This is a genomic window from Acinetobacter sp. 228 (assembly GCF_048147885.1).
In genome coordinates, this window is the sequence record NZ_JAYWYV010000573.1 from 1 (window position 1) to 1,058 (window position 1,058).

A 1,058-nucleotide genomic window follows, 5' to 3' on the forward strand; every position below is an offset into this window, starting at 1 on the left:
TGTGTCAACTCTCCTTTATATTGGCTCAAAATCAAACGCTCAAAAGTCTGCTGATCAAACATTTGTTTGATTTCATGAAAGAATTGCTGTTCTTGCTCAAAGGAGAAAACCGACACTGATATACCTAAAAAATGGTGACTCATATAAAGTGAAAGTTTAAAGGGTATAGGATTAAAAATAAAATAACTTTACGGCTGTTTTGTATTTCTATACATTTGTATTTTTAATCAAAAAATAAACTTATGAGTAAATCGGTGTTAGAAAACAACGACCCAAAAGAAGAACTTTTTAATGCCTACAGCCATGGCGCTGGTGTGGTTATGGCAGTAGTTGCCTCTGTCTTTTTAATTATAAAAGGATCTTATCTTTCCACTGCCCAGTGGGTAGGTTTATGGGTATATGCTTTTAGCTTAATTCTCGTGTTTACTAGTTCGACTCTCTATCATTTTGCACAAACACAAAATTTACGTTACTGGTATAAAAAACTCGATCACACAGCTATTTATTATTTAATTGCTGGAACATATACCCCGTTCTTAAGCATTGCTATACCTACACAAAAAGCTCATATTTTACTTATTGCGCTCTGGAGCATTGCTGCAATTGGTACACTTTTCAAGTTAGTTTTTATTCACCGTTTTCAGAAAATTTCGCTACTTGCTTATGTCCTTATGGGTTGGCTTGCCGTTTTTGTAATGGATGATATGCGAACCTATTTAAGCAAAGATACTTTGATGTTATTGATTACTGGAGGTTTAGCTTACACCGTTGGAGCATTGTTTTACGCGTTAAAAAAGGTAAGATATACCCATGCGATATGGCATATTTTTGTGCTTTTAGGTGCAGGTGCACACTTTCTTGCTATCTATTGGTACGTTGTTTAGTCCATTTTTCACTCATATTCAGTGATCCTGAAAGAGTCATGGATGATGTTCTTTCACGCTATTCTTTTAAGAAAAATATGCCTTTAAAGAGAATAGTAAATTAAAAATAAATTTTAACTGATATAAGGACTTATATGGAGTCAACCTCTGCGACTGCTGCTCCTGTAGTAGCCA

1 protein-coding gene and 1 pseudogene are annotated in these 1,058 nt (G+C 34.6%); one reads left to right on the plus strand and one right to left on the minus strand.

The window, feature by feature from the left end; translation table 11 throughout:
- A pseudogene (locus VXQ92_RS20905) lies at nucleotides 1-116 on the minus strand (methyltransferase); the annotation flags it as partial.
- A 126-nt stretch (nucleotides 117-242) separates the two neighbouring features.
- Between VXQ92_RS20905 and trhA the strand changes: the two are divergent.
- On the plus strand, nucleotides 243-884 hold the full coding sequence (gene trhA, locus VXQ92_RS20910; protein WP_416683057.1) for a PAQR family membrane homeostasis protein TrhA: 642 nt from the start codon (nucleotides 243-245) through the stop codon (nucleotides 882-884).
- The last annotated feature ends 174 nt before the right edge of the window (nucleotides 885-1,058 follow it).